Origin of the sequence: Gordonia prachuapensis (genome assembly GCF_036350515.1) — a bacterium.
In the GTDB taxonomy this organism is placed as follows: Bacteria; Actinomycetota; Actinomycetes; order Mycobacteriales; family Mycobacteriaceae; genus Gordonia; species Gordonia prachuapensis.
In genome coordinates this window covers 125,225-145,089 of sequence record NZ_JAZDUE010000009.1, presented here as the reverse complement: position 1 = coordinate 145,089, position 19,865 = coordinate 125,225, and the positions used below count along the sequence as shown (strand labels likewise).

Annotated in this window: 15 protein-coding genes; 7 read left to right on the top strand and 8 right to left on the bottom strand. The window is 68.2% G+C overall.

The window, feature by feature from the left end:
• The first annotated feature begins 11 nt into the window (after positions 1–11).
• Together V1Y59_RS12605 and V1Y59_RS12600 are read left to right on the top strand one after the other, a co-directional pair.
• Complete coding sequence (locus V1Y59_RS12605) at positions 12–3,302, top strand: arabinosyltransferase domain-containing protein (protein ID WP_330505299.1); 3,291 nt, start codon at positions 12–14, stop codon at positions 3,300–3,302.
• Positions 3,295–6,609, top strand: a complete 3,315-nt coding sequence (locus V1Y59_RS12600) for an arabinosyltransferase domain-containing protein (protein WP_330505298.1) — start codon at positions 3,295–3,297, stop codon at positions 6,607–6,609. The genes V1Y59_RS12605 and V1Y59_RS12600 overlap by 8 nt, the downstream gene beginning before the upstream one ends.
• 349 nt (positions 6,610–6,958) lie before the next feature.
• Here V1Y59_RS12600 and V1Y59_RS12595 read toward each other — a convergent pair whose 3' ends face one another.
• Positions 6,959–10,285 (bottom strand): arabinosyltransferase domain-containing protein, encoded by a 3,327-nt coding sequence (locus V1Y59_RS12595; RefSeq protein WP_330505297.1) that lies wholly within the window; start codon positions 10,283–10,285, stop codon positions 6,959–6,961.
• A 70-nt stretch (positions 10,286–10,355) separates the two neighbouring features.
• Here V1Y59_RS12595 and aroQ point away from each other — a divergent pair, with 70 nt between their 5' ends.
• On the top strand, positions 10,356–10,817 hold the full coding sequence (gene aroQ / locus V1Y59_RS12590) for a type II 3-dehydroquinate dehydratase (RefSeq protein ID WP_330505296.1): 462 nt from the start codon (positions 10,356–10,358) through the stop codon (positions 10,815–10,817).
• Between the two features lie 4 nt (positions 10,818–10,821).
• On the opposite strand, the gene V1Y59_RS12585 is transcribed toward aroQ, so the two are convergent.
• Both V1Y59_RS12585 and V1Y59_RS12580 read right to left on the bottom strand, forming a co-directional pair.
• Positions 10,822–11,133 (bottom strand): antibiotic biosynthesis monooxygenase family protein, encoded by a 312-nt coding sequence (locus V1Y59_RS12585; RefSeq protein WP_330505295.1) that lies wholly within the window; start codon positions 11,131–11,133, stop codon positions 10,822–10,824.
• Positions 11,134–11,180: 47 nt separating this feature from the next.
• A complete protein-coding gene (locus V1Y59_RS12580; protein WP_330505294.1) occupies positions 11,181–11,543 on the bottom strand; it encodes a hypothetical protein in 363 nt (120 codons plus the stop codon).
• Between the two features lie 168 nt (positions 11,544–11,711).
• On the opposite strand from V1Y59_RS12580, the gene V1Y59_RS12575 reads away from it, so the two are divergent.
• A complete protein-coding gene (locus V1Y59_RS12575; protein ID WP_330505293.1) occupies positions 11,712–12,161 on the top strand; it encodes an SRPBCC domain-containing protein in 450 nt (149 codons plus the stop codon).
• Entirely contained in the window at positions 12,154–12,516 is a 363-nt protein-coding gene (locus tag V1Y59_RS12570; protein WP_330505292.1) for an ArsR/SmtB family transcription factor, read from the top strand. Before V1Y59_RS12575 ends, V1Y59_RS12570 begins: the two co-directional genes overlap by 8 nt.
• A 93-nt stretch (positions 12,517–12,609) precedes the next feature.
• Here the strand turns inward: V1Y59_RS12570 and V1Y59_RS12565 are convergent, their stop codons facing one another.
• The 4 genes from V1Y59_RS12565 to dprE1 all read right to left on the bottom strand — a co-directional run bounded on the left by V1Y59_RS12565 (position 12,610) and on the right by dprE1 (position 17,566).
• Complete coding sequence (locus V1Y59_RS12565) at positions 12,610–13,371, bottom strand: MBL fold metallo-hydrolase (RefSeq protein WP_330505291.1); 762 nt, start codon at positions 13,369–13,371, stop codon at positions 12,610–12,612.
• A complete protein-coding gene (locus V1Y59_RS12560) occupies positions 13,368–15,305 on the bottom strand; it encodes a galactan 5-O-arabinofuranosyltransferase (protein ID WP_330505290.1) in 1,938 nt (645 codons plus the stop codon). Before V1Y59_RS12560 ends, V1Y59_RS12565 begins: the two co-directional genes overlap by 4 nt.
• A gap of 2 nt (positions 15,306–15,307) precedes the next feature.
• Positions 15,308–16,069, bottom strand: a complete 762-nt coding sequence (gene dprE2, locus V1Y59_RS12555) for a decaprenylphospho-beta-D-erythro-pentofuranosid-2-ulose 2-reductase (RefSeq protein ID WP_330505289.1) — start codon at positions 16,067–16,069, stop codon at positions 15,308–15,310.
• Between the two features lie 72 nt (positions 16,070–16,141).
• Positions 16,142–17,566 (bottom strand): decaprenylphosphoryl-beta-D-ribose oxidase, encoded by a 1,425-nt coding sequence (gene dprE1 / locus V1Y59_RS12550; protein ID WP_330505288.1) that lies wholly within the window; start codon positions 17,564–17,566, stop codon positions 16,142–16,144.
• A gap of 111 nt (positions 17,567–17,677) precedes the next feature.
• Here dprE1 and V1Y59_RS12545 point away from each other — a divergent pair, with 111 nt between their 5' ends.
• Complete coding sequence (locus V1Y59_RS12545) at positions 17,678–17,908, top strand: toxin-antitoxin system protein (RefSeq protein ID WP_330505287.1); 231 nt, start codon at positions 17,678–17,680, stop codon at positions 17,906–17,908.
• 43 nt (positions 17,909–17,951) lie between these two features.
• A complete protein-coding gene (locus V1Y59_RS12540; RefSeq protein ID WP_330505286.1) occupies positions 17,952–18,281 on the top strand; it encodes a type II toxin-antitoxin system PemK/MazF family toxin in 330 nt (109 codons plus the stop codon).
• A 30-nt stretch (positions 18,282–18,311) separates the two neighbouring features.
• Here the strand turns inward: V1Y59_RS12540 and V1Y59_RS12535 are convergent, their stop codons facing one another.
• Positions 18,312–19,838, bottom strand: coding sequence for an acyl-CoA carboxylase subunit beta (locus tag V1Y59_RS12535; RefSeq protein WP_330505285.1), 1,527 nt, complete (start codon positions 19,836–19,838; stop codon positions 18,312–18,314).
• Positions 19,839–19,865 lie beyond the last annotated feature (27 nt).

The following is a 19,865-nucleotide window of genomic DNA, read 5'->3' as shown; positions in this document are numbered from 1 at the left end:
GTCACCGTCTGATGAGTGACAAATCCCGACAGGTGTCGGCTCGGACGTGGGCTGTGGTCGCCACCGTGACCGGACTCGTGGCGATCGTCGCCGCGATCCTGACGCCGCTGCTGCCGGTGGATCAGCGCTCGGCGTCGATCGACTGGCCCGATCGGGACATCGCGACCGCGTCGAGTGCCTCGGTGACCGCGCCGCTCGTGGCGCAGACCCCCGCAGGCCTCGACATCACCATCGGCTGCCCCGTCCTCGCCGACGCGGCCGATGCCGACGGGTCCACCCTCGTGATGTCGACGATGCCGCCGGCGGGCACCGATGCGTCCACCAAGGCGCTGTTCGTGACCGCGAACGCCGCCGGAATGGACGTCATGCTGCGCGGCCAGGACCTGTTGCGCGTCCCGAGGTCGGAGCTGAACGGATGCGAGCGGCTCCGCATCCGGGCCTCGTTCGACGGCGTCGAGGCGCGGCTGGTGGGTGCCGGCCAGTCGGCCACCGCCGACCCTGGCCAGCGCCCCCAGGTGTCCGGCATCTTCACCGACCTCGGCCCCGAGGAAGCCGCGCGCGCCGCCGACGCCGGCGACCTCGCGGTCCGCATCGACGTCGACAACCGGTTCGAGTCGTCTCCGTCGCTGATCAAACTCCTCGTGATGATCCTGGGTGTGCTCGCGGTGATCGTCACGTTCGTCGCGATCGCCGCGCTCGACGTCGCGGGCGGCTATCACCGTCGCGTCGGCCGCCCGGACCTGCGCCGACTGTTCCGGCCGCGCATCACCGACCTCGCGGTCACCGCCACGCTGGTCGTCTGGCACTTCCTCGGGGCCGGCTCCTCCGACGACGGCTACATCCTGTCGATGGGCCGCAACGCCTCCGACGCGGGATACCTCGCCAACTACTACCGGTTCTTCGGTATCCCCGAGGCGCCGTTCGACTGGTACTACGCGTTCCTGTCCCACTGGGAGACCGTCTCGTCGGCCGGGGTGTGGATGCGGTTGCCGGCGCTGGTCGCGGGCCTCGCGAGCTGGTTCATCCTGAGCCGCATCCTCCTGCCGCGCCTGGGTGGCGCGGTGCGGCGCTCGCAGTGGGCGATGTTCACCGCCGCCGCGGTCTTCGTCGCGTTCTGGATGCCCCTGGCCAGCGGGTTGCGCAGCGAAGGCATCATCGTCCTCGGATCACTGCTCACCTGGTGGGGGGTGGAGCAGGCCGTCGCGACGCGCCGGATGCTGCCCGCTGCAGGCGCGGCACTCGCGGCAGGCCTGACGCTCGCCGTCGCCCCGCACGGCCTGATCGCCGTCGCCCTGCTGATCGCGGGGTCCCGACCGATGCTGCGGACCGTGCGTCGCCGCCGCACCGAGAACGGCCTGCTGCCACTGCTGGCGCCGGTCGCGGCGGCCGCCGCGTTCGTGGTGATCGTGGTGTTCCGCGACCAGACGCTGGCCACGGTCGCCGAGGCGGTACGCGTCCGCTACACCGTCGGACCCACGCTCGTCTGGTATCAGGAACTCCTGCGGTTCTACTACCTGACGCTGACCACCCAGGACGGCTCCCTGGTGCGACGCGTGCCGATGCTGTTGCTGCTCGCCGCGGTGTTCGTGACGCTCGCGGTCATGTTGCGACGCAAGCACATCCGTGGTGTCGACCCGGCTCCGGTGTGGCGGGTGATCGGCGCGATCCTGCTGACCGTGCTGCTGTTGTCGTTCACCCCGACGAAGTGGACGGTGCAATTCGGCATCTACGCCGGCGTGGGCGCTGCGATGGCGGCGGTCGCCACGGTTGCCGTGGCGCAGTCCGCGCGCCGCTCACCGCGCAATCTGTGCATGTACATCGCCGTGCTGCTGTTCGCCTGCGCCCTCGCCGCAGCCGGTGAGAACGCGTGGGGGTGGGCGTACGACTTCGGCATCTCCTGGTTCGACAAGGCGCCGTCCATCGCGGGCACCCCGTTGTCGACGATCTTCCTGGTGCTGACCGGACTCGCGCTCGCGGTGGCCATCTGGTTCCACCTGCGTATCGACATCGACGCCGACAAGGGCGTGATCCGCGACGACCGCCGGGCGGTCTCGCGCACCCAGGTCGCGGTGTCGTCGGCGCCGATGCTGGTGATCGCCACCCTGGTCGTGATCGTCGAACTACTGCTGTTTGCGAAGGCCGCGGTCGCGCGGTCGGACACGTACACGACGTTCAGTGCCAACATGCGGGCGCTGGCCGGTGACACCTGCGGCATGGCCGACGACGTCCTCGTCGAGGACGACCCGAATCGCGGTGCACTGCAACCCATCGGAACCACCGACATCTCCCGCGCGCTCGCCGGTGAGTCCACCGGGTTCGCCCCTGACGGGGTGGCCGACGACCTGATGCCCGACCCCACCGCGCTGGGGGCGGGCACCATCAACACCTCGGGCGATCTGTCGCGGCCGTTCATCGTCAGCGGCGGACCGCCCGGCACCACCGGTGGACGTGGCCCGGAAGGTGTCAACGGCAGCACCGCCGCACTTCCGTTCGGTCTGGAACCGGACACGACACCCGTTCTCGGCACCTACGGGCACGACAACGGGATCGCCGAACTGACGTCGATGCCCTACCGGTTGCCGGATCGGTCGGCGTCACCACTGTTGGTGATCACCGCCGCCGGTCCGGTGTTCTCGATCGACGAGGACGGCGTGGGCCGCCCGGGTCGGTCGGTGCGAGTGCAGTTCGGTGTCGCGGGCGATGGCCCCGACGATTTCCGGCAGATCGGGGAGCCCTACGTACCGATCGATCCGGGGCCCGAACGGCAGAACCGGCCGTGGCGCAACCTGCGGGTGCCGATGTCGGCGGTGCCGGAGAACGCCACGGCCATGCGGATCGTCGCCGTCGACAACAACGTGAGCCCCGACCAGTGGCTGGCGATCACCCCGCCTCGTGCGCCGGAGCTGCAGACCCTGCAGGAGGTGGTCGGCACCCAGACACCGGTGCTGCTGGACCTCTCGGTGGGCAGCCAGTTCCCTTGCCAACATCCGATGGGAACCCGCCACGGCGTGGCGGAGATCCCCGAATGGCGAATCGTGCCGGACCAGACGACCACCAACTCGAAATCGAAGACGTGGCAGGCCGCGATCAACGGTGGCATCCTCACCACGCCCGAGGCGCTGACCCGTGAGGACACGATGGCCACCTACCTCGACGGGGACTGGTACCGCGACTGGGGAGGGTTGCGGCGGTTGACGCCGATCGCCCCCGAGGCAAGACCGGCGCCGATCAGCACCGAGAGCTCGACCACATGGGGATGGACCCGCCCCGGACCGATCAGGGTGGTGCCACAGAATGACTGACCGCGTGGAAGTCTCGGGTCCGTCGACGGACCGTACGGTGCGCGTCGCGAAGATCGTCGCGATCGTCGCGGGCGCGATCGGTGTACTGCTGGCCGTCGTCGCGCCGTTCCTGCCGGTGAGCTACACCAAGGCCGAACTGCAGTGGCCGCAGCCCACGACCGGCGCGGTGGAGAACATCGCGGCGCCCAACGTCGCGTATGTGCCGGTGTCGATGGACATCTCGGTGCCGTGTGCGCTGGCCGCCGAACTGCCGGCCGACGGCGGAGTGCTGCTGTCGACGGTGCCGGAGAACGGCGCCGAGGCGAGCACGGTCGGCCTGTTCGTCCGGGCCACCGCCGACCGGCTGCTGGTGACGCAGCGCAATGCCGTGCTGCTCAACGTGTCCCGCAACGACGCTCAGCAGGCCCCGGACTGCCGGATCGTCATCGCCGCCGACACGGGCGGAACCCGTGGTGCCGTCGAGGGATTCGTCCCCGCCGGCGGCGAACCGGCCACCTTCGACATCGCCGACCCGAACATGCGTCCGCAGATCATCGGCGTCTACACCGATCTGCCCCCGGATGTGCCGACCGAGGGTCTGTCGTACACCTCGACCGTCGACACGCGCTTCAGCACCAGCCCGACACTGCTGAAGGGGCTGGTGCTGATCGTCGGTGTGCTGATGACGATCGCATCGATCGTCGCACTCGCCGTGCTGGATTCGCGCGACGGCCGCCGGTTCGGTCTCGGGCTGCCGGCCCGGTGGTGGCGGCCCAAGCCGCTCGACGCGGTGGTCACCGGCGCGCTGCTCGTGTGGCTGTTCGTGGGCGGCAACACCGCCGACGACGGCTACCAGGTCACGGTCGGCCGGGTCGCACCCGACGCCGGCTACCTCGACAACTACTACCGCTACTTCGGCGCGCCACAGGACCCGTTCGGATGGCACTACCGCTATCTGGCTCTGTGGATGGAGGTCAGCACCGCGACACCGTGGCTTCGGTTGCTGCCGTTGCTGTTCGCCCTCGCCGGCTGGTTCCTGATCAGCCGGTTCGCGCTGCCGCGCCTCGGTCCCGCGGTGCGCACCTCGCGCGCCGCGTACTGGGCGGCCGGGCTGGGTTTCCTCGCGGTGTGGCTCCCGTTCAACAACGGGCTACGGGTGGAACCCGCACTGAGCGTGGGCATCCTGCTCACCTGGGTGCTCGTCGAGCGGTCCATCGCCACCGGACGATTCCTCCCGCTGACCCTCGCCGTGGTGTCCGCGTGGCTGACCCTGACGATCCACCCGGCCGGCGCCATCGCCATCCTGCCGCTGCTGGCCGCCTTGCGGCCACTGCTGCGGCGACTGCGCCAACGCCGCGACCGGGACGGCCTGCTGCCCCTGCTGATCCCGGTGCTCGCCGCCGGTCTGGCCGTGATGTTCCTGATCTTCGTCGACCAGACGTTGGCGACGATCATGGAGGGCATCGAGGTGCAGGGCATCGTCGGCCCCACCAACGAGTGGTGGACCGAGGCGATGCGCTACTACATCCTGCTCAACCCCACCCCGGACGGCTCGATCGCCCGACGGGTCGGCATCTTCGTCACCTTCCTCGCCGCCGCGATCATCGCGCTCACCCTGCTGAGCAAGCGCCGCGTGCCCGGTGTGGCGTCCGCACCGTTGTGGCGGCTGATCGCGGTCGCCGCGGGTGCGGTCGCCGTGCTGGCCTTCGTGCCCACCAAGGCAACCCATCAGATGGGTGCCTTCGCCTGCCTCACCGGAGTTCTCGTCGCCGCGGCCACCGTGTTCCTGCGTCCCGAGGTCATGCGACGCCGCTGCAACCGGACATTCGTCGCCGCGGCCGCGGCCTATGCGCTCGCGGTCGCGTTCGCCGGACGGAATCAGTGGTGGTACGTGGGCAGCTACGGGATTCCCTGGTCCGACGACACCCCCAACGTCGCGGGCGTCGAGCTGTTCACCCCCATCCTGCTGATCGCGGTGGTGCTCACCGCGATCGGCGCCTGGCAGTACTACCGCGACGACCGGCTCACCGAACGCGGCGCACTGCCGGGGACGCCCGGTACGTCCAGCCTGATCCAGCGGATGCCGACATACTCGCTGGCGATCATCTGCGCGATCATCCTGCTCTTCAACTTCGTCTCGTTCGCGAAAGCGGTCCAGACGCAGCGGGATTCGTGGTCGTGGACGAGTTCCAACCTGAACGCGATGCGCGGCGAACCGTGTGCGCTCGCGGACGCGGTGCTGGTCGAGGCGAACCCGAATGACGGACTGCTGGCGCCCGCACAGGTTGCCGGACAGGGCGATCCGTCGCCCGGCGATGCACTCGCCGGTGCCGACATGGAGGGCTTCGACCCGAACGGTGTCTCCACCAGCCTGGAGAGTCAGGGCGACGCGAACCCCGAATCCACCGGCATCGACCGCACCCAGACCGATCCGTCGGAGCCCCAGGAGGAACCGAGCGGAACGGCCGGGTCGGCCGACACCGGGGGCGGCACCACCGACACCCGCGGCGTGAACGGGTCGTCGGTGCGTCTGCCCTTCGGCCTCGACCAGCAGCAGGTCCCGGTGCTCGGCACCTACGGAACACCAAGCGGGCGTGGGCATCTCACATCCGACTGGTATCAGATGCCGGAGCGGTCCGAGGATGCCCCGCTGGTCACCATGTCGGTGGCGGGCACCATCGAGTACGTCGATGAACTCGCGGTGACCCACCCGGGACAGCGACTGCGCCTGGAGTTCGGTCGGGTCGAGCCCGACGGTCGGGTCACCACCGTGGCATCGATGGTGCCGCTCGACATCGGAAACGACCCCGAGTGGCGCAACCTCCGATTCCCGATCGATCAGGCACCGCCGCGCGCGTCGGTGGTACGCATCGTCGCCGACGACACCTCCGGCAACCCGGCGCAGTGGCTGGCGGTGACGCCACCACGCGTGACCCCGCTGGTGACGCTGAATTCCCTGGTGGGCAGCGACGATCCGGTGCTGCTCGACTGGGAGGTGGCCCTCGCCTTCCCGTGCCAGCGGGCGGCGACCGTCGTGAACGGGGTCTTCGAGACGCCGCAATGGCGCGTCACCCCGGACGCGGAGGGCGAGAGGGTCAACTCACGGCGCTGGATGGCCGGCGACTACGGCGGCCCACTCGGCATCGTCGAGAACGAGTTGCGGCCCACGGTGTTGCCGTCCTACCTACGCAACGGCTGGGCCAAGGACTGGGGCAGCCTGCAACGCCTCACCCCGCTGCAGCCCCAGGTGGATGCCGAACTCGTCATCAGCGAGGAGGTCCACGGCGGGTTGTGGACGCCGGGTCCGATGCGGGCGATCCGGAACTGAGGCGCCCCGTCCCCTCTCGCTGATCGAGTGGGTTCGACGCCCCCCGCCGTATCCCCCCGCTGGTCGAGTGGGTTCGACGCCCCCCGCCGTATCCCCCGCTGATCGAGTAGATTCGACGCCCCCACCCGCTGATCGAGTAGGTTCGAGCCGCTAGGCGAGAACCGTATCGAGATCCGACTCACGCTGCGGCACAAGAGGTCTCGATACGCCTCCTCGCCTAGCGGCTCGTCGGCTACTCGACCACCGGAGGGGGCGGCTCGTCGGCTACTCGATCACCGGAGGGGGCGGCTCGGCGGCTACTCGACCACCGGGTGGGGCGGCTCGTCGGCTACTCGACCACCGGGATACATCAGTACCGGATCGGCGCCGGACTCCACAGGCCGCCCCGGGTGGCGGTGCCGGTGTCGACGTCGGCGAGGGTGGTGACGTCACCGTAGGGGGTGTACCGCTCGAGTGACCCCCAGTCGCGCCCGATGTCGCCCTGCAGGTAGGTGGCGACCGCCTGGGGTTCCTGCGACACCTCGAGCCACCCCAACGGTCCACCGCCGTAGGAGTTCTGCCACGCCGACACCGCTGCGGCCAGGTCGGCGCCCGGTTTGATCCGCCACTGCGGGATCTCCGCGACCCCGTTGGCATGGGTGAACGGACGCTGGCACGGGAAGACCAGCCCGGACGTCCAGTCGACGTGCACCGGGTCCTCGCGGCCGACGACCTCCTGCAGCGTCTGCATCTCGGGCAGCCGGGGCGGCGTGACGACGATGAAGCGGTCCGACGACAGGTTGTCGTCGGTGGCGACGATCCGCACCGCGGTGGTGTCCGACGGCAGCGAGTCGGTGGTGATGCGGACGTTGCGCCAGGACGGGCGGGGCCCCGGGTCGATCAGCTCGGTCTCGCCCGCGGCCTCCAGCTCGTCGTCGCCGGTACCGGCATCGATCGGATCGGTCGTGTACTCCAACAACAGATTCGGATTGTCGTAGAGGCCGGCGACGGAGAACGTCAGCAACGGACGGTCCGCGAAATCGCTTGGCAGCGCATACCAGGCGGAGGTCAGGCGGGCCGGCATCTGATCCGAACTCGAGTAGCTGCCCATCACGGGTGTGCGCGCCGGGTCCAGAAAGAACGGAAGTTCGGCGAAGCTGCCGTTCACACCCGCCTGCGACGCCACGCCACCGCCGGTGCCGCCGGTGTTGGCGGTCAGCACATCCGGGGAGTCGGCGGCGCTGCGGGCCAGCACCCCCAGCGAGCCCTCGGTGGCGGTGCTCTCCAACTCCACCGGCACGCCGTTGGCGGTGAAGCCGGAGGTGGCCGGGCGGGTGGCGCCCTCCGGTGCGGTCGGTGGTCCGGCCAGTGGATCGGTGATCGAACCGTCGACCGGTTCGAGGAGGAAGCGACTGGGATCCGATTCGACCCACACCTTGTCCGCCATGCCGCACTCGTGGCCGGCGAGAGCTTCCAGGTTCGACCGCGGAACCGAATACGACGAGCTCTGCTGGATGCCCGCGAACGCGGCGGTGACCAGAGCGAACACGACGACCGCTGCCGAGACGAACGCCAAGGGCGCCGACGCGAGCACCGACCATGCCCGCCGGTACCACGGTCCTCGACCGTCGGGGCGGTCGTCGTCGGCCGGATCCGCACCGGTGAACGGCTCACGGAAGTGGAACCACAGTGCGAGCAGCAACAACAGCAGGGCCGAGTAGAGGAGCACGCTGGCGAGGTTGACGCCGAAGCTCACCTGGGTCACCCCCCACGGCATCCCCCACGCCGAGGAGTAATAGAAGGAGTTCGGCGCCGTGAAGGCCATCGCCGCGACGAACAGCACCAGCGAGGCGAAGAGAGTTCGATTGCGCCGTGAATGCATCGCCTGATGACCGGCGGCGATGGCGGCGAGCGCGGCCAGCGCGGCTGCGAGACCGGCGAACACACCGAAGTGATGCGTCCACTTGGTGGGCGTGAACATCAGGAACACCAGCGATGCGAAGGTGATGCCGACGATCCGCCGCGACGGACCCAACGCGGTGCCCGGGATGCGGGACCGACGGATCAGCATCGCCGCGGACACCACCAGCGACAGGATCATCGTGAGTACCGCAAACCGGCGGGGGATCGAGCCGTCGGCGGAGAACGCGAACAACGACGAGTAGCGGTTGATCTCGTTGTACCAATGCATCGACGGGCCCAGCGCCGACTTCATCTGGGATGCCTCGACGAAGGAACGCAACGTGAGGTTGGAGAACACCACGAAGATGACGAACGTCCCGGCCGCGACGATCGGCGCCAGCAGTGCGACATAGGACCAGCGACCGCCGCCGATCGCCCGCGCCCGCTTGATCAACGCGAGGATCATCGGACGCGCGCCGGCGATCAGTGCCGCCACGGCCAGCAGGCCGGTCGGCCCGGCGGCCAGACTGAACGCACCGATCAGACAGGCCACCGCGGCGGGCAACATGCGGCCGGTGGCGATGGCGCGCTCGACCGAGCACCAGGTCAGCAGGGCGCCGAGACAGATGATGGGTTCCGGCCGCAGTCCGTTGTTGAACGGGAACCACGAGATGAGGAAGACGAACGCGGCCGTCCAGCCCACCGACGGGCGGGTGATGGCGGCCCGGCCGAGCCGCGGCAGCACCTCGTGACTGACGATCAGCCACACGCCGATCCCACAGAGCAGAGCGGGGATGCGCATCCACGGGCTGGCCACGCTGACGTGACTGAGCCAGCCGAACACCTGGTAGTACCAGCCGAACGGCGCTTCCGGGGCGCCGAACCAGCGGAAGTAGTTCGCGGTGTAGTCAGCGTCCTGGGCGACCCGCGACATGGTGAGCAGATAGCCGTCGTCGGACGTGTTCGGTCCGATGATGTGCCAGACGATCAGTGCGCCGATGACCACGTAGTCGCGTGCGTTGAGGCGCCACCATCGGGCGGGCAGGATGCGGCGGTGCCGGCGGCCGTCGGTGGAGTCGAGCACCGCCAACGCGGCCAGGGAGAGCAGTGTCGCGATGATCCCGATGACCAGGACGGCCCATTTCAGGATGGTCGGTGCGGTGGAGTAGCGCGAGTCGATGGTGACGTGCGCGTCCAGGCCCGGCAATGTGGCGGCGGGCCCGTCGAGGTCGGTGAACAGTCCGGTGACCTGCGGGCGCTGGTCGGCGTCGTAGGTATCGGATTCGCGGCCGGCGGTGGTGCCGTCGAGGGCGTCCCCGTCGTCGTTGCGCATGCCGACGAACTCGGCGGACACCGCTTCGGAGTCGGCACGCACGGAGATCTCACGACAGTCCTGGGTGCGGATCTGCTCCAGCGTCGCCGACACCAGTGGGACGTTGCGGATGACGACCTCGACGGTCTGTCGGTCGGCGGGATCGCCCGGCTGGCCCGTTTTGCGGATGAACAGGCCGCGCTCGCCCGACTTCTCCGCCTCTTTCGGGGTTGTCGAGAGCAGCACCGACTCGCCGTCGCCGAGTTGTTCGACCGCGCTGCACGGGATGTGCGCATCGAGGTCGATCGGGACGTAGCTGGTCAGGGGGGCGGCCACCGATTCGATCTGATCGCCCTGCGGCCAGGAGATCTGCGCGGTCGTCTGGTGCACCGGCATCAGCGGAGTCGCCACGGCCATGAGGAATCCGAGCAGTCCGGTGATGATGGCGACGACCCTGGCGCGTCTTACCGTCTGCGATGGCACAAAGAGAGATGGTAACGGTTGGCCTCGCGGGCTCCGTTCGGCCGAATGGCGGGAGAACTATGGTTGATCCATGTCTGACACCGCCGCCGGCACCGAGCCGCTTCCGATCCTGCTGCTCAACGGGCCGAATCTGAACACCCTCGGGGTCCGGCAACCCGAGGTCTACGGGGCGGCGACGCTCGACGACGTCGTCGACCTCGCCGAGCGCACGGCGACCGAGCTCGGGTTCGGGCTGCGAGCGGCGCAGACCAACCACGAGGGGCAGATGATCGACTGGCTGCACGAGGCGCGCGGGCAGGTCAGCGGGATCGTCATCAACCCGGCGGCGTGGACGCATACCTCGGTGGCGCTCGCCGATGCCCTGGTGATCCCCGACGTGCCGATCATGGAGGTGCACATCAGCAACGTGCACAAGCGCGAGGCCTTCCGGCATCACTCCTACGTGTCGCCCCTCGCCGCGGGCGTGATCGCCGGATACGGGATTCGTGGCTACGAGTTCGCGATCCGGCGGCTCGTCGAACTCGTCGGCTGACTCCTCACGCGGCGTAGGTCCCGAAGTCTCCGGTCACCCCGAGTCGCTCCAGGAATCTGTCGCGGTCGAATCCGGTCTGCGCGACATCAGCGGCAACCGCGCGCCCGGCGTTGCGTAGCGCGTCGGCGGACTCCCACGAGACGACGGTGACCACGTTGAACGTGCTGTCCCCGCCGATCAGCGTGAGGACGTCGTTGCGGAGGATGCCCGGCTGGGCGCCGAGGATCGCGTGGGTGTGGTGGACCTGACGGAGGAACTCGTCGCGCGAGCTCTCGGGAACGGCGAACTTGTCGATGCGGTGCAGGTGATCTGTCATGCGCTCCAGCATCGAACTTCAAGTGGGCTTGATGTCAATGCGTCCAACTACTCCACGAAACCTGGACCGTCCACCCGCTCACGCCGGCTCGTGACCTTGGTTTGGAGATAGTCGAGGCCGCGAGTGATGAGCACCCACAGCACCGCGCCGATCGCGGCGCCGACCAGCGCCATCCATACGTTCGCGCTGCCAGTGCTCACGCTCAGCGTGAAGAAGATTGCAAAGAACACGGCGGCTTGACGGAGCTCGGTGTTGGCCCATGACTTCATTTCGGAAGGCCAATCTGCTTCCGGCGACGCATGTTGCCGGCGATGCCGACGCTGAAAGCGACTGCGAAACCGATTGCTGCGACCATCAACATCTTCCTTGCGTATCCCCTCGTCGGCTCCGCGCGAGAGCATGCTCTTCACGCGGAGTTCCAGCGTCCATCCCGCAACAGTGATCGTGTCTGGCGGCCCAGCCTACAGCGGAGTCGGGAGGCCCACGCAGTGCGCGCGAAAATGGTGCAACCGAGGGGTTGCGCAGACGAGGGCGGTGTGCAACTGTGGAGTTGCACATCTTCTAGGAAGGAACCCCCAATGGACACCGAATTCGATCGCATCGAACGAGAGATCACCATCGACGCACCGACCGAGCGCGTGTGGGCGCTCGTCGCCGAACCCGGCTGGTACATCAACGACGACCGAATGGTCGAGCACGAGGTCCGGCGCGACGGCGACGTCAGCTACGTGACCGACCCCAAGTACGGCACCTTCGCGTTCCGTACCGTGGAACTCGACGAACCCAACTACGCGGCGTTCCGCTGGCACATCGACACCGAGAACTTGGAGAGCTCGTCGACGCTGGTCGAGTTCTGGCTGACGCCAACCGAATCCGGCGTGCTGCTCAAGGTCGCCGAGAGCGGGTTCGCCTCCCTCGACGAGCCGGAGGCCGATCGACGATCGCGATTCGACGACCACTTCGTCGGGTGGCCGCAGGAACTGGAGATCGCCCGCAAGCACCTCACCGGGGTGGCTGCCGGTGCCTGACGGCGACATCGCGGAGGTCGGGGCAGTCGACGACGGGGCGCCGGTCGAGCTGTTCGCGGCGCTCGCCGACGACAGTCGATGGCAGATCCTCGTCGAACTGTCCCGGTCCCCGGCCTCGGCGTCCGCGCTGGCGGGTCGTCTCCCGATCACCCGCCAGGCCATCGCCAAACACCTACGGGTGCTCACCGAAGCCGGACTCGTCGATGCGACCAAGTCCGGCCGCGAGGTGCGTTACGAACCCGTGGGCGCTCGGCTCAGTCAGGTGGCGCGGCAGCTCGATGCCATCGCCCGTGGTTGGGACCGTCGACTCGAGCGGATCCGGGCGCTGGCCGAAGGTGGGGGCGACCCTTCGTGACATTCGCAGGCTCGCTCCTCAGGGATCAGGATGAGGCTCGGCTCAACCGATCCCTGAGGAGGTCCGGAGCTTGCGGAGGGCCGTCACGAAGGGTCAGGACACCTCGAGCGCCCGGCTAGCTGCGTCGGCGACCGAACCGTCGTGCCGTGGTCCGTGGCCGGGGAACAGCGTCGTCGCGTCGAGAGTGGTGAAGGACTCGACGGCGTCCCGCGCGGCCTCCTCGTCGTGCTGAAAAGCCGGTGAGATGCATTGCGGCCCGCTGATCTTCGAGATCGGGTGCCCGCTGACCAGCGCATCCCCCGAGACGAGCACCGACGAATCGGCAACCAGGTAGGCGCTGTGGCCGTCGGTGTGCCCGTGTGCCGCAACAGGTACCGGGCGGCCGGGCAGATCGAGCGGCTCCGGGAACGGCTTGGCGTCGGCGATGCCCTTACGGCTCAACACCCCGAGTGGGGTGACCTTGGACAGCCAACGCAGCACGCGCGGCTGATAGGCCAGCGGAACGATGTCGGCCGGGCCGGCCTGCTGGAGATGGTCGCGGCGCGCATGCGACACCTCCACCGGATCCATGTAGACGTCGAACTCGTAACGTTCGCGCAGCGACACCAACCCACCGAGGTGGTCGACGTGGGCGTGGGTGAGCAGCGCGGCGCGGATGTCCTCCGGCCGACCGCCGATCTGGCGGATCGATTCCACCACCGCCGACGCATGTCCCGGATAGCCGCCGTCGATCAGGGTGATGTCCGAACCCTCTTGGAGCAGTACCCAGTTCACCACGTCGGTGCTGACCAGGAATGCCGTCGACGACCCGGCGTCGACCCGGGTGATCCGAAACGAACTCTTCGGCTTGATCATCGGCGCACCACCACTACGAAGGGCCCCACCTCGGTCACGATGAACCGCGGGTCGGCGAACACCGCCGGGTCGAAGGTGACCGTGTAGCGCTTGACGTTCGGATCATTGGGGTACACATCCTCCGCTAGTCGCAACGTGTAACCGTCCGCAGCATAACGGAACAGGAACACATTGGGCGGGGTCCACGGTGCGAGATCGAGTCGTCGTACGAGTTGATCCGGGGTGGTGGCCTCGGCCCACCGCTCGATGGTCGCGGCGCGTTTGTCGAACTCGGCCAACGGGTTCGCGTAGTGCGCGGTCAGTCCCTGGAAACCCCAGTACGGATAGATGGACAGGAAGCCGTAGTCGGCCGTGAGCACCACGTTCTCGGTGGCCGGTTGACCGGTCTGTTGCCGGATGAGCCGATGGATCTCCGGATAGTAGGACTCGGCACCGGGTGGCCGCTGGTCGGCGCGTTCACCGCGGCCATCGGTGTCGGTGTACGCGGTGGTGATCTCCGACGACAGGTGGCCCGGAATGCCCTGCGCGAGCGCGATCGCGGACACCGCCGCGAGCGCACCGATGGCAAACCGGACGTCGCCGAACTTGCCGATCGCCCATTTCGAGAGGTCGGCGATACCGAGCACGCCGGCCGCCGCGAGTGCCCCGTAGAGCAGCGGATTGAGGCGGAAGGACAGCAGTGTGCTGCCACTCGCGGTTCGCAGCATCGACAGCAGACAGAACACATAGATCGTCACCACGACGATGAACAGGGCGAGCGCGACGGTTCGGCGTTGGAACCGGAGCAGCAGCCAGACGAGGCCGACCAGCGTGAGCACGCCGACGATGCTGAACTCGAAGAACGGTAGCGGCAGCACCGCTCCGCGGTCGGGCAGATAGTGTTCGGCCGTGCCGCCGCTGGTGGGCTCGTTCTGCGCGCGTGCCCACAGGTAGGGCGCCCAGGCCACCAGTGCGATCAGCCCGGCGATGACTCCCATCGCGACGAGCCGACCGATGATCGCGCCGATCACCCCCCGCCGCCGTCCGGACACGGTCGAGTCGGGCACTGCCTTGTTCGATGCGCGGAGCCACGCGACGACACAGAGGTAGAGGGCCATGATCACCGCGGTCAACGCGAACAGGCCGGTGTAGAGCGTGTAGCAGGTGGCGCTGATGCCGAGGAACACGCCGGTGCCGATCACCGCGGGCCAGCTCGTGCCCGAGCGCAGACCGCCGACCGGGCCGTCGGCGATGCGTGACTGTCCGCGCAGCCCGTACAGCATCGGGATCGTCATCGGGAGTCCGAGCAGGACGAGCACCGCCGCATACGGTTCCGGTGACGCGTACGTCAGCGTGATGAGCGTGATGACGAGCGAGATCGGGATGCCGCGCAGCGCACCGATCATCCGCGTCCACAGCAGGACGGACACCGCGGCGGCCGCGGCGATCGAGATGATGGCCCACGGCTTGTACGCCTCCCAACCCGGCAGGCCCTCGAAGTTCGCGAAGCGGCCACCCCACCAGAACCAGCCCGCCGGATAGAACGGCGGCAGGTCGAGATAGGTCATGTCCGCCAGCCGTGGGCTGCTCGTCATCCGCGTCAGGTACTCGGTGCGGAACTCCTGATCGACCGACAGGCCGAACAAATACAGCTTGGTGGCGCCCAGTGGCATGCCGAGCGTCACGGTCACCATGCCCGCCGACCCGGCGGTCGCGAGTACCGCGGTCAGCCAACGTGGTTTCCCGTAACGGTCGAGCAGCACCGCGACGACGAGCACCGCGACCGCGAACACCTGGCCGACCGTGGTCAGCGCGCGGGTCACGTTGGACGAGTTGAACGCGGGCCAGTCAACGGTCGCGACGACCTTCAGCCCGACGAAGGCGATGAGTGCGCCGAAGACGAGCGCGGCGACGAGCTCGCCGACGTCGCGGGCGCGGCGGACGGCAGTGGTCACGATCAGATGGGCAGCCGACGGAAGATCGGACGCGGGATGTGCCGCAGGATCATCATCACGAAGCGGAACGGCCCGGGCGCCCAGACGATCTCCTTGCCCTTGTCGGCGGCCGCGACCACCATCCGGCCGACGTCCTCCTTGTTCACCGTCATCGGCGCTTCGTCGACATGGGCCGACAGCCGGGTGCGGACCTGACCGGGCCGGACGACGAGGACGCGAGGACCGAACGGTCGCAACGCATCACCGAGGCCGAGGTAGAAGCCGTCGAGTCCGGCCTTGGTGGAGCCGTAGACGAAGTTGCTGCGCCGCACGCGCTCTCCGGCCACGGAGCTCATCGCGATGATCTGGCCGGAGCCCTGCGCGCGCATCTTCTCGCCGAGCAGGACACCGACCGACACCGCTGCCGTGTAGTTGATGCCGACCTCGGTGACCGCACCCTTGTGGTCCTGCCACACCTTCTCGTCGTCGAACTGCACACCGAAGGCGACGATCGCGACGTCGATGTCGCCGCCGGCGAAGGCCTTGTCGATGACGGCCGGGTGGGTGTCAGGGGCGAGGGCATCGAAGTCGATCTGTTCGACGTCGGTGGCGCCCGCGGTCTTCATCTTGTCGACCGCGGCGTCGGCGGTCGGATCGCCCGGCACGGTGGCCAGGACCAGACGCGCGGGCCCCTTCTTCAGATACTCCTCGGCGATCGCCAGCCCGATCTCGGAACTGCCGCCGAGGATCAGGATGGATTGGGGTGCGCCGACGGCGTTGATCATGGTGCCCTTTCGGTGTCGTGCAGGGTTCGGGGTCGTGCAGGGGACGTTGGAGTTGGTGGATTCGGTTGGTGGTCAGGCGAGTTCGAGCCTGCGACCCATATCGGACATGAACACCCCGGTCGGGTCGATCCGACGGCGCGCCGCAGTCCACTCGTCGATCCGTGGGTACATCGCGTGGAAGTTCCGGGCGGACGTCCGCGAGTCCTTGGCGGTGTAGAGGCGGCCGCCCATCTCCATCACACGACGGTCCAGGTCGTTGAGGAACTCCGCGAGCCCCTTCTTGACCGGGAAGTCGAGGCAGACGTTCCACCCCTTGAACGGGAAGCTCAGCGGCGCCTTGTTTCCCTCGCCGAACAGCTTGATGACGTTGAGGAAGCTAACGTGGCCGGAGGCCTGGATGTCGACGATGAGTTGCTTGAAGTCCTTCTCGTTGCCGGTCGGCACGATGAACTGATACTGCGTGAACCCGCCACCGCGGCCGTAGGCGTTGTTCCAGTTCCCGACGACGTCGAGCATGTGGTAGAACTGCGCCAAATTCTTGATCTGGCCCATCTTGTTCGAACCCATCCGGTAGTAGGCCTCACCCACCAGCGCGAAGTCGAACTTGTTGGCCAGCCCGCGCGGGAACACATCGGGCAGCGAGATCAGCGGTTTGCTGTTGAACGCCAACGGGTCCTCGCGGTACTTCGCGGGCAGATCGTCGAGGGTCGCGAGATTTCCGCGGCTGAACGACCCGCGCCCCAGTTTCGGCGGCCCGCTGATCGTGTCGAACCATCCCGAGGCGTACTCGAAGCCGTCCTCGTAGCGCTGCTCGAGGTGCAGATCGATCGTCTCGTCGAGGGTGTTCGTGGTGAACGTGTCGGCGAGGAACAGGGCGCTCTCGGTGCGCTTCATCGCGATCTTGGCGCGCAGGATGATGCCGGTGAGGCCGATGCCGGCCACCGTCGCCCAGAACAGTTCGCCATCCTGGTCGTCGGAGGAGCCGTCGGGGGTCAGGATCAGGACCCGGCCGTCGGCGACGAGCAGATGCATTTCGACGATGTGGTTGCCGAAGCTACCCGCGCTGTGGTGGTTCTTGCCATGGATGTCGTGGGCGATCGCGCCGCCGACCGTCACCTGACGGGTGCCCGGCAGCACCGGAACCCACAGCCCGAACGGCAGAGCCGCGGCCATGAGGGCGTCGAGAGACAGTCCGGCGTCGACGTCGGCGATCGCGGTGTTCGGGTCGATCGAGTAGATCCGCGTCAGCGGCGTCATGTCGACGGTCAGTCCGCCGCTGTTCTGGCCGGACTCGTTGTAGGAACGCCCCAGGCCGCGAGCGATCACCCCGCGCTTGAGATAGTCCGGTTTGTCCGCGTTGTCGTCGGCGACCCGAGCGACCGCTTCCGCGATGACCTCGGGATATGGCGTCGAGAGCACGTGCCCGACGGTCGGGGTGGTGCGTGACCACCCCACCAGCTTGCGGGTCTCGATCGGCAACAGCTCGTGAGTAGACATCGCACATGAGGGTACCTGTCCGCTCGGGCGGTCGGATCGCGATGAGAAACACCTGGTCGCGGAGTTAAGGCGTGGTAGACGTGTCGGTATACCCGTCGGTACCCTCGGTGTATGGCGGCAACCACGATCAAGGTGTCGGTAGAACTCCGCGATCGCATCAACCGTGATGCCGAGGCCAACGGCGTCACCGCAGCGGGCCTGATCGAACGGCTTCTCGACGGATACGAGCGCAGACAACGGATGGAGTTGTTCGGCCGATCGATCCGAGGTGCGGACGAACAGTACTGGGACGAATTCAACGACTGGGACACCGCCCTGAACACAGGTGAAGGTGCAGTCTGAATTGCGGCCGTCTGACTTGCGGCCGTCTGACTTGCGGCGCGGGATGGTCGTCTGGACCGAACTGGACCCGGTTCGTGGGCGCGGGCAGGACGGCCGTCGTCCCGCTCTCCTGGTCGCCAGCGACATGTATCTCGAGCAGGCCGAAACACTCGCGATCATCCTGCCCGCCACGACGATCGACCGCGGATGGCCCAATCATGTGCGCCTGCGCGGACCCGCCTTCACGCCGACGCGTCCGACGTTCGCGATGACCGAGCAGCCACGTACGGTCACCCGCGGACGCCTGCACGACGTGGTGGGTTCCGTCGATTCGGAGACGATGGCCGAGGTCGATGGATGGCTGCGTGACTTCCTGTCGCTGCCGACGCGTTGACGCGGCGATGATGCACCGCGCGAAGTGATCTCACCGCGCCCGACGCAACATGCCCGCGACGATGCGGCGCGTATCCGCCGGATCGATCACGTCGTCGATCTCGAACACCCGAGCGGCGTTGAGCGCCTTGGCGTGCTCACGCATCGCATCGGTGCTCGTGCGGACGAGCTCCTCTCGTTCGTCCTCCGGGAGTGCGGCGAGCTGTTTGGCCATCGAGAGCCGTACCGCACCCTCGAGCCCCATCGGGCCGAGATGGGCCTGCGGCCAGGCCACGGTGAGGACGGGCCGGTGCGTGTCACCGCCGAGCATCGCCTGGGCGCCGAGGCCGTAGCCACGCCGCAGCACGACACCGATCAGCGGCTGGGTGAACTGCGACCCGACGTTGACCATTCGAGATGCGGTTCGCACCAGGCCGGTGCGTTCGGCCTCGGGCCCGACCATGAACCCGGGGGTGTCGACGAGACTGAGCATCGGGATGCTCCACCGCTCGCACACTTCGAGGAAGTCGGCGGCCTTGGTCGCGGCATCGGAGGTGAGCGCACCCGCGAGGTGGCTGGACTGATTCGCCATCACCCCCACCGGCATCCCGTCGATCCGGGCGAGAGCAGTGACGAGTTCCGGCGCCCACCGCTCGCGCAGCCAGAGCGCTGTTCCCGTGTCGACCATGCCTTCGACGATCGGCCGGACGTCGAAGGCCTCGCGGTCGTTGGCGGGCAGGGCGTCACGCAGCACTGTCTGATCGTCGGCGACGACCTCGACCGGGCCGCCCGGTGCGACCATGCCGAGCAACTGCCGCACGACCGCGACGGCCTCGGCTTCGTCGGCGACCAGGACGTCGATCACCCCGTTGGCGGCCTGTTCCTCGGCAGGCCCGATGTCCTCGGCGGCCACCTGCCCGAGTCCGCCGCCGGCGATCATCGCCGGACCGGCCATCCCGAGATTGGCGTCCGGCGTGGCGACCCGGATGTCCGCCGACCCGGCCAGGACCGCGTTGCCCGCGAAGCAGCGCCCGGACACGACCGCGATCCGCGGCGCCACCTCGCCGAGCGCACCCCACATCCGGAACGAACCCACGTCGAGCGCCGACACCACCGGATAGTCGGTGTCGCCGGGGCGCCCGCCGCCACCCTCGGTGAAGAACACCGCCGGCAGCCGCAGGCGGGTGGCGACGTCGATCAGCCGGTCGGTCTTGTGATGCCCGCGCATGCCCTGGGTGCCGGCCTGCACCATCCAGTCGTAGCTCATCACCACACATGCGCGGCCGTCGACGGTGGCGGTGCCGCCGATCAACCCGTCGGCCGGGGTGTCGAGCACCAGATCCATCAGGTCTCGACGTTGTTCCTGTGCAGCGGTGGCGAATTGGCCGTACTCGATCAGCGAGCCGGTGTCGATCAGATCGGCGATGTTCTCTCGGGCGGTGCGACGTCCGGCGGTGTGACGGCGGGCGACCTTCTCCGGCCGCGCCGCATCCGTCGTCAGGTGCCGGCGTGCGGTCACCTCGTCGAGCCCGGTGGCCGGGGCGGTGTGGTCGTCGCGGCCGCCATCCTGTTCACCCATAATGCAGTCAACCTCACTCGCACTCAT